Genomic DNA, 7,624 nt, shown 5'->3' on the forward strand with positions numbered 1-7,624 from the left:
AATAACCGCAATCCGGCCAAGTGCGACCAGGTTTTACAAGGTCTTTCAGACACAGTCACTGCCGGCGAAAAAATTATGCCCACCGTTAGTGAAGCGGTTGAGCAAAAGTGTACGTGGGGGGAAATTGCGGATACATTAAGGGAGATATATGGGGAGTATAAGTAGGTTGAGGAGTTAACCAGTTAACCAGTTGATCAGTTGACGAGTTAACTGGTTGACAAGTTGATCGACTCACCAAACAAACTTCTTACTGCTCAATCCCTCTTTACCCACCAAACGCACCACATACGTTCCATGCGCCAGGGATTGTAAAGGTGTTGTGATCACATGCACACCGGCATCCAGTTCAAGGGATTGCTGTTGAAGTACCGCGCCATTCATGGTTACAACAGATAGCGTGTACGAACCCTTTTCAGGAACCTGTAACGAGGTCACAAGCGATTGACCGGTAAGGTTGGCATAATTTATTAGTAGCTGTTTTGCCGTATTGTTATTAACCTTTACCAGCCAGGAGAAGTAAGTCCAGCCACTTGGTTCGTTTATTTTAATGCGATAATAAATCGCGGATACATTGCCGGGCGCCCGGTTATCGTTGTATTGAAACGAACCGGTTAACTGGTTCTCTGTTTGTGTAAATTGGTTGATGGTGGAAAAGTCAGCTCCGTTCATTGAGCGCTCTACATTAAACACATTGCCTTCCCGAATATTGGTCATCTGCCATTTCAGGGAAATCGTTTTATCATTGTTATGAAAGGCCTGCAAGCCAGTGAAAGTTAGCGGTAATACAGATCCTATTCCATTAATGCTGACATTATCTATCACTAAACGGTTCAATCCGCCGGTTGTTACATTGACATTGTATCCATACAAGCGAAAAGTAACAGCCGTATGTCGCATCAAAAAGCTACTGCCCAATGTAATCGTAAAATTCTGCACGCTGGTTGTTAAGCTGTTTGAACCAAGATCTGAAGTATATCCATCCACGCTCGAACGCAGGCTCCAGGACGTGGGCCCTGAACCAGCAGCAGTACCGGTTGTGCTGCGTCGCATAGTTAAAACTATGCTCGACATATCAAGCTGATAACCCGCATTGGGAGTAATAGTAAATTCCAAATAAGCACTGGGATTCAGTGCGCCGGAAGGCCAGCCGCCTTCACCAAAATACACAGTACCCCCATTATATGCTTTGGTTGGAATAGCAGCGCTGAAATCGGCTATTGAAACGGTATTGTAAGTACCACCGGTTCCTGAAGTTGAACCATTGAAATTCCAGTTGCCTATAGTTTGTGAAAAACAGGGAATGATTATAAACGCCTGTAGCAGTAAACTACATACATGTTTACCTACGGACATAGACCAGGCGGGCCTGCCACCGGTAAGGGTGGTTTTCGTAATAGGGACGGGCATCTCGGGACAGTTTTCGGGATTAAAACACTTAATAAACGATAAATATATTTACTTATTACATGTATGTACGTCAAGGGTTTATAAACAAGATAAACGCTATATACAGTAGTTTAAAAATCATATGTTTAGTCCTTCTGCCAACTCATAATTTTTTTCTACATTCAGGTAAATCTTCCAGCATGCAGCTAAAACAGTTTACCCGTTGGATCCTGCTATCCATCCTTTTGATCCTTGTCACCACCGTACAGGCACAGCAAAACAAGCCCACCGCGATCGATAAACAGGCTACGGCCATTCTACCCAAGGTCATTGAATGGCGGCGTTATCTGCACCAGCATCCCGAGCTCTCCAACCGGGAATATCAAACCGCTCAATACATCGCCGATCATTTAAAAAAGCTGGGACTGGAAGTACAAACCGGCATAGCTAAAACCGGTATTGTGGCCATTTTACGGGGCGGGCAACCAGGTCCTGTGGTGGCTTTGCGGGCCGATATGGATGCCTTACCGGTAAAAGAAAGAGTGGATGTGCCCTTTAAATCAACCGTGCGGGCTGAATACATGGGCGATACCGTATCGGTTATGCATGCCTGCGGACATGATAGTCATGTGGCCATGTTGATGGGCGCTGCTGAAATACTGGCCTCCATGAAGAAAGAGGTGCCCGGCACCGTTAAATTCTTTTTTCAACCGGCAGAAGAAGGTCCGCCCGGAACGGAAGAAGGCGGCGCGCTCTTAATGGTAAAAGAAGGCTGTATGGATAACCCGAAAGTAGATGCCGTATTTGGAATGCATATTGAATCGGATATTGAAGTAGGTAATTTTGAATATAAATCAGGCGCCTTCATGGCTTCGTCTGACTGGTTTACCATAAACATAAAAGGGAAGCAAAGTCATGGTTCACAACCTTGGAAAGGCATAGACCCCATAGTGGTGGGAAGCGAGATCGTTAACGCCTTGCAAACTATTGTAAGCCGTCAGTCTGAGCTTACCAAAGCGCCGGTGGTGATTACAGTAGGTAAATTTCACAGCGGGGTACGGCCGAATATAATTCCCGAGGAAGCAGTGTTGCAAGGCACCATTCGTACACTGGATAGTAAAATGCAAAAAGAAACATTCGACCGTATACGGAAAATGGCTACTGCCATTGCAGAAGCGATGGGCGCCAAAGCCGAAGTTACATTTGAAAATAAAACCCTGGTAACCTACAACGATCCCACACTGGTAAAAATGATGGTGCCTATGCTGGAAAGAACAGCAGGTAAAGAAAATGTACGGGAGCGCGAATGGGTAACCGGTTCTGAAGACTTTTCTTATTATGGGGAGAAAGCCCCTTCCTTTTTTGTATACTTCGGCGGGATGCCCAAAGGCGCCGATAAATCAAAAGCCCCACCCCACCATACCCCTGATTTTTATATCGACGACAGCCGCCTCGATGTGGGCGTAAAGGCGTTTTGTAATTGGGTGTTTGATTATGCGAAAGCGGTTGGAAGTAAGAAATAAGATAACAATAGCGGAGGGTATTCATCTTAATAGTCATGAAACGCCCTAAGCTGTTCTATAAAAATAAAGAGACCTGTCAGGTGCTGGCGAACCCTCTGCTAATTCAGGTTCAAAGGCAGCACCTTACAGGTCTTATTAACTTGTCAACTTATTAACTTATCAACCTTTCTTCTGTTCTTTCGCCCAGGTATCTTTCAACGTAACCGTTCTGTTGAAAACCATTTTATCTTCACTGGTATCTTTATCGAGGCAGAAATAACCTTTGCGTAAAAACTGGCAGCGGTCGCTGAAACGGATATTTTTTAAAGCAGGTTCCGCAAAAGCGGTGCTGATAACCTGCAACGAATCCGGATTGATATAATCCTTAAAATCGCCCTCTTCACTGGCGGGGTTCTCTACCCTGAACAAGCGGTCATACAGGCGTACTTCAACGCTAATGGCCTGTGCAACGCTTACCCAGTGCAGGGTACCTTTCACTTTAATATCTGAGGTATCGGCGCCGCTCTTGCTTTCAGGCAGATAAGAACAGCGTAATTCAGTGATGTTCCCATTGCTGTCTTTTATCACTTCATCACATTTTATGATGTAAGCGCTTTTCAACCGCACCATTTGACCGGGCGCCAGGCGGAAGAATTTCTTGGGCGGGTTTTCCATAAAGTCTTCCCGCTCGATGTATAATTCACGCGTAAATGGAATTTCACGGTGGGTCGTATTAGGATCTTCCGGATTGTCCTCGCTTTTCACCATTTCAACCGCACCATCGGCCGGATAGTTGGTGAGCACCACCTTCAACGGATCGAACACCACCATGCGACGCATGGCGATCCTGTTCAAGTGCTCGCGTACACAAAATTCCAGCAATGACACATCGATCATATTCTCGCGTTTGGCAATACCAATACGATCGCAAAACTCGCGAATACTTTCGGGGGTATAACCGGCGCGCCGTAAACCGGAAATGGTTGGCATGCGGGGATCATCCCAGCCGGTCACAAATTTATCGTTCACCAGTTGCAGCAGCTTTCTTTTGCTGGTTACGGTGTAGTTCAGATTGCGGCGGGCAAACTCATATTGATGCGAAGGATAGATGCCTAGTTTATCTATCAGCCAGTCGTACAGCTCACGATGGGGTACAAACTCCAGTGTACAAATAGAATGGGTAATATGCTCAATGGAATCGCTTTGGCCATGCGCCATATCATACATGGGATAAATACACCATTTATCACCGGTACGATGGTGGTGCGCATGTTTGATGCGATACAATACCGGGTCGCGCATCAGCATATTCGAATGCGCCATATCGATCTTTGCACGCAGCGTACGGGAGCCATCGGGAAATTCTCCGTTCTTCATGCGGGTAAATAAGTCCAGGTTTTCTTCAACAGAGCGGGTGCGGAAGGGACTGTCCTTTCCGGGCTCGGTAGGCGTACCCTTCATGGCCTTGATCTCTTCGGAGGTAGAGTCATCTACATACGCCAGGCCTTTCTGAATGAGCGTAATGGCGAATTCATACATCTGGTCGAAGTAATCGGAAGCATACAGTTCGTTCTTCCATTCAAAACCCAGCCAGCGCACATCATCCTTTATGCTTTCCACATAATCTGTTTTCTCTGTTTCGGGATTGGTATCATCAAAACGGAGGTTGGTGTAGCCGGGGTACTTTTTGGTAAGGCCGAAATTTAAACAGATGCTCGAAGCATGACCTATGTGCAAAAAGCCATTAGGCTCGGGTGGGAAACGGGTAACGATGGTGGTATATTTGCCCGATTTCAGATCCTCTTCAATGATCTCTTCTAAAAAATTCAGACTTTTCTCTTCCGGTGTGTTGATCTCTGCCATAACTCAATAAATTGAATTTGGCAAATTTACGTAATTCTGGCGTCTAAGTGGGTGGCCAATCTCACCCTTCTCGCGGGGCAGGAAATATATTTTAGAGGGGAGGCCTACAGGAAGTAAAGATGAAGGAAGAAATTAGACCCTCCCTTCCGATGAGTTTCATTCCGATAAACCGGAATGAAACTTAGGACAGGAATGACAAAAGTTCTCGTTATTGATTAATGATCGAACTACATTCTTTTTACAAGAATCTGTTGAACCATTTTTGATTCGGTGGTCAACTCAAATTTGTGGTTGCTTTTGGTATCACGGATGATGATTACCAGTTTACCATTTTCAACCGGGGCTCTGAACACTCTATTGAAGTTCTTGCCGGTGAAAGTAGAACGGTACAGGTTATCGCCATTGATATCATTAACCAAAATGTCAAAACGGCCACCATCCGTGTTCTCAAACTTTACATTAAAGTAAACCTGGCCTTCTTCCATTTTCAGGCATGATACAGAAGCGTTTTCATCATCATCACTTGTTGGTGTTGAATCAGAAGTGTTGGCTGTTGCAGATACATAGGTTATTGATAGCACCAGCAACATGAAAGCAGTTTTCTTTACTAAAGAAAAGGCTTTAAGCGTGATTGTTTTCATATCCTTTGTTTTTAATTAAAAAATTAATAATATGAAAGCGAATCGTTTAGATACTGGGGCAAGCTGTTGATTTACAATAGAAGGCAAGCAGCGTTAAAAAAGAGGAGTTAAAAGAACGTTCAATTCTTATGCAAATTTATACAAAAAACGGAAAAAGGTAACCCAAAAGTGTGAATTGTGACTAAAATAATATTCCGTTAATATGAGGCCCCTATTGGGTTTTAGCAATGATCGAGGTTATAACCTGTTCTTCATGATTTCGTATAAACCTTCCTGTTGGTAAATTGATTTTTATGCGTTGCAATGTGATACAGGTAATATATTCAGAGGGGTATAAAAGAAAAAAGAGCTGTAGACACAGCCCTTTACCATTAATCAATAACCTATGAAAAACACTATTTAATTATGTAAGTCAAAGATATACAGTGGAATGCCGTGGTCATAATCAATTCGATGTTTGAATATAATTCTCCGACGAATCATCACGAAAAACCGATAAGCTATTATTGGCGGGAACCAAATAACAGGCTGCCTATGCGCACCAGGGTGCTTCCTTCGGCTATAGCCAACTGATAATCACCGCTCATACCCATTGATAAAACCCTGAATTGATCGTTTCCAGGTTGGTTGGCAAAGTGATCGAACAGCATTTTAAGGTAGGCAAACTCCTTTGTTACCTGTTCTGCATCCGCTGTAAGCGAAGCCATACCCATCAGACCTACTACCTGCACATGCTGAAGCTGGTTTAAGAGTTTATACTTATGAATATCTTCCATGGCTGCCATTAACTCAAGTTCGTTAAAACCGAATTTGGTTTCTTCCTGGGCTACATGCACCTGTAACAGGCAATTGATACTGCGGTCAAGCTTTTTAGCCTGCTTATCAATTTCCAGTAATAATTTATAGCTGTCTACCCCGTGGATCAAATGCACAAAGGGGGCAATGTATTTAACCTTGTTGGATTGCAGATGACCAATAAAATGCCAGCGGATATCGTTGGGTAAAAGCAAATGTTTTTCGGCCAGTTCCTGAACATAGTTCTCACCAAAATCCCGTTGTCCCAGGTCATATAACTCTTGTATATCACTTACCGGTTTGGTTTTTGATACGGCCACCAGGGTAACCTGCTTTGCCTGTAATTGATTATTTATTTCCTGGTAAGTTGTTGTATTTACCGCCATTGATTGTTCTGTTTATTCAATAAAAAAACCTATACCTTTTTGTTGCCTCAAAGGTATAGGTTATGCTGGTAAATAATTATGCCACTACTTCAATATCGACCTGCTGATCACAATGCGTTGTACTTCGCTGGTGCCTTCATAGATCTGGGTGATCTTGGCATCGCGCATGAGACGTTCAACGTGGTATTCTTTTACAAATCCATAACCACCGTGCACCTGCACCGCTTCTGTAGCAACCCACATGGCTGTTTCACTGGCAAACACTTTGGCCATAGATGAACTTAATGTATAGTCGAGGTGCTGGTCTTTTTCCCAGGCAGCTTTTAAACACAATAAACGGGCGCCTTCAATGCGGGTAGCCATATCGGCCAGTTTAAACTGAATGGCCTGGTGATGCATGATCTCCTTTCCAAAGGCTTTTCTTTCCTTTGAATATTTTAACGCCAATTCATACGCACCGCTGGCAATTCCCAATGCCTGAGAGGCAATGCCAATACGGCCGCCGGCCAGGGTTTTCATGGCAAAGGTGAACCCAAAGCCATCGCCGCCAATGCGGTTTTCCTTGGGCACTTTTACATCGGTAAATGAAATGGTATGAGTATCGCTACCACGGATCCCGAGTTTGTTTTCCTTGGCGCCTACTGTTACCCCGGGCCAGCTTTTTTCAACAATAAAGGCATTGATGCCCTTGCTGCCTTTTTCAATATCCGACTGGGCCATCACCAGGTAAATAGAGGCTGATGAACCATTGGTGATCCAGTTCTTGGTGCCGTTCAGGATATAATGATCGCCTTTGTCTTCTGCAATCGTCCGTTGTGAAGTGGCATCACTGCCCGCTTCCGGTTCCGATAAACAAAATGCTCCTATCTTCTCGCCTTTAGCCAAAGGCACTAAATATTTTTGTTTTTGCTCTTCGTTCCCAAATGTTTCCAAACCCCAGCAAACCAAAGAGTTGTTTACGCTCATCACTACACTGCAGGAAGCATCCACTTTAGAGATCTCTTCCATAGCCAACACATAAGATATTGCATCCATTCCGCCACCACCGTAT

6 protein-coding genes are annotated in these 7,624 nt (G+C 44.2%); 1 reads left to right on the forward strand and 5 read right to left on the reverse strand.

The window, feature by feature from the left end; genetic code table 11:
- Window positions 1-231: 231 nt before the first annotated feature.
- Window positions 232-1,407, reverse strand: a complete 1,176-nt coding sequence (locus ACJ751_RS01885) for a T9SS type A sorting domain-containing protein (protein WP_407743679.1) — start codon at window positions 1,405-1,407, stop codon at window positions 232-234.
- Window positions 1,408-1,586: 179 nt separating this feature from the next.
- Between ACJ751_RS01885 and ACJ751_RS01890 the strand changes: the two genes are divergently transcribed.
- Complete coding sequence (locus ACJ751_RS01890) at window positions 1,587-2,909, forward strand: amidohydrolase (protein WP_407743680.1); 1,323 nt, start codon at window positions 1,587-1,589, stop codon at window positions 2,907-2,909.
- 159 nt (window positions 2,910-3,068) lie between these two features.
- On the opposite strand, the gene ACJ751_RS01895 is transcribed toward ACJ751_RS01890, so the two are convergent.
- The 4 genes from ACJ751_RS01895 to ACJ751_RS01910 all read right to left on the reverse strand — a co-directional run.
- Window positions 3,069-4,751 (reverse strand): glutamine--tRNA ligase/YqeY domain fusion protein, encoded by a 1,683-nt coding sequence (locus ACJ751_RS01895; protein ID WP_407743681.1) that lies wholly within the window; start codon window positions 4,749-4,751, stop codon window positions 3,069-3,071.
- Between the two features lie 227 nt (window positions 4,752-4,978).
- Window positions 4,979-5,392: a hypothetical protein gene (locus ACJ751_RS01900; RefSeq protein ID WP_407743682.1), complete on the reverse strand. Its 414-nt coding sequence runs from the start codon at window positions 5,390-5,392 to the stop codon at window positions 4,979-4,981.
- Between the two features lie 503 nt (window positions 5,393-5,895).
- The gene (locus ACJ751_RS01905; protein ID WP_407743683.1) at window positions 5,896-6,573 is read right to left on the reverse strand and encodes a YggS family pyridoxal phosphate-dependent enzyme; all 678 of its coding nucleotides are present in this window, start codon (window positions 6,571-6,573) and stop codon (window positions 5,896-5,898) included.
- Between the two features lie 84 nt (window positions 6,574-6,657).
- The coding region (locus ACJ751_RS01910; RefSeq protein WP_407743684.1) for an acyl-CoA dehydrogenase family protein at window positions 6,658-7,624 on the reverse strand (967 nt) is incomplete at its 5' end.

The organism is Niastella sp. (assembly GCF_045805085.1).
In the GTDB taxonomy this organism is placed as follows: Bacteria; Bacteroidota; Bacteroidia; order Chitinophagales; family Chitinophagaceae; genus Niastella.

Coding starts and splice junctions, on each gene's coding strand:
- ACJ751_RS01885 (WP_407743679.1), bottom strand. CDS start 1,407: ATGCCCGTCCCTATTACGAAAACCACCCTTACCGGTGGCAGGCCCGCC.
- ACJ751_RS01890 (WP_407743680.1), top strand. CDS start 1,587: ATGCAGCTAAAACAGTTTACCCGTTGGATCCTGCTATCCATCCTTTTG.
- ACJ751_RS01895 (WP_407743681.1), bottom strand. CDS start 4,751: ATGGCAGAGATCAACACACCGGAAGAGAAAAGTCTGAATTTTTTAGAA.
- ACJ751_RS01900 (WP_407743682.1), bottom strand. CDS start 5,392: ATGAAAACAATCACGCTTAAAGCCTTTTCTTTAGTAAAGAAAACTGCT.
- ACJ751_RS01905 (WP_407743683.1), bottom strand. CDS start 6,573: ATGGCGGTAAATACAACAACTTACCAGGAAATAAATAATCAATTACAG.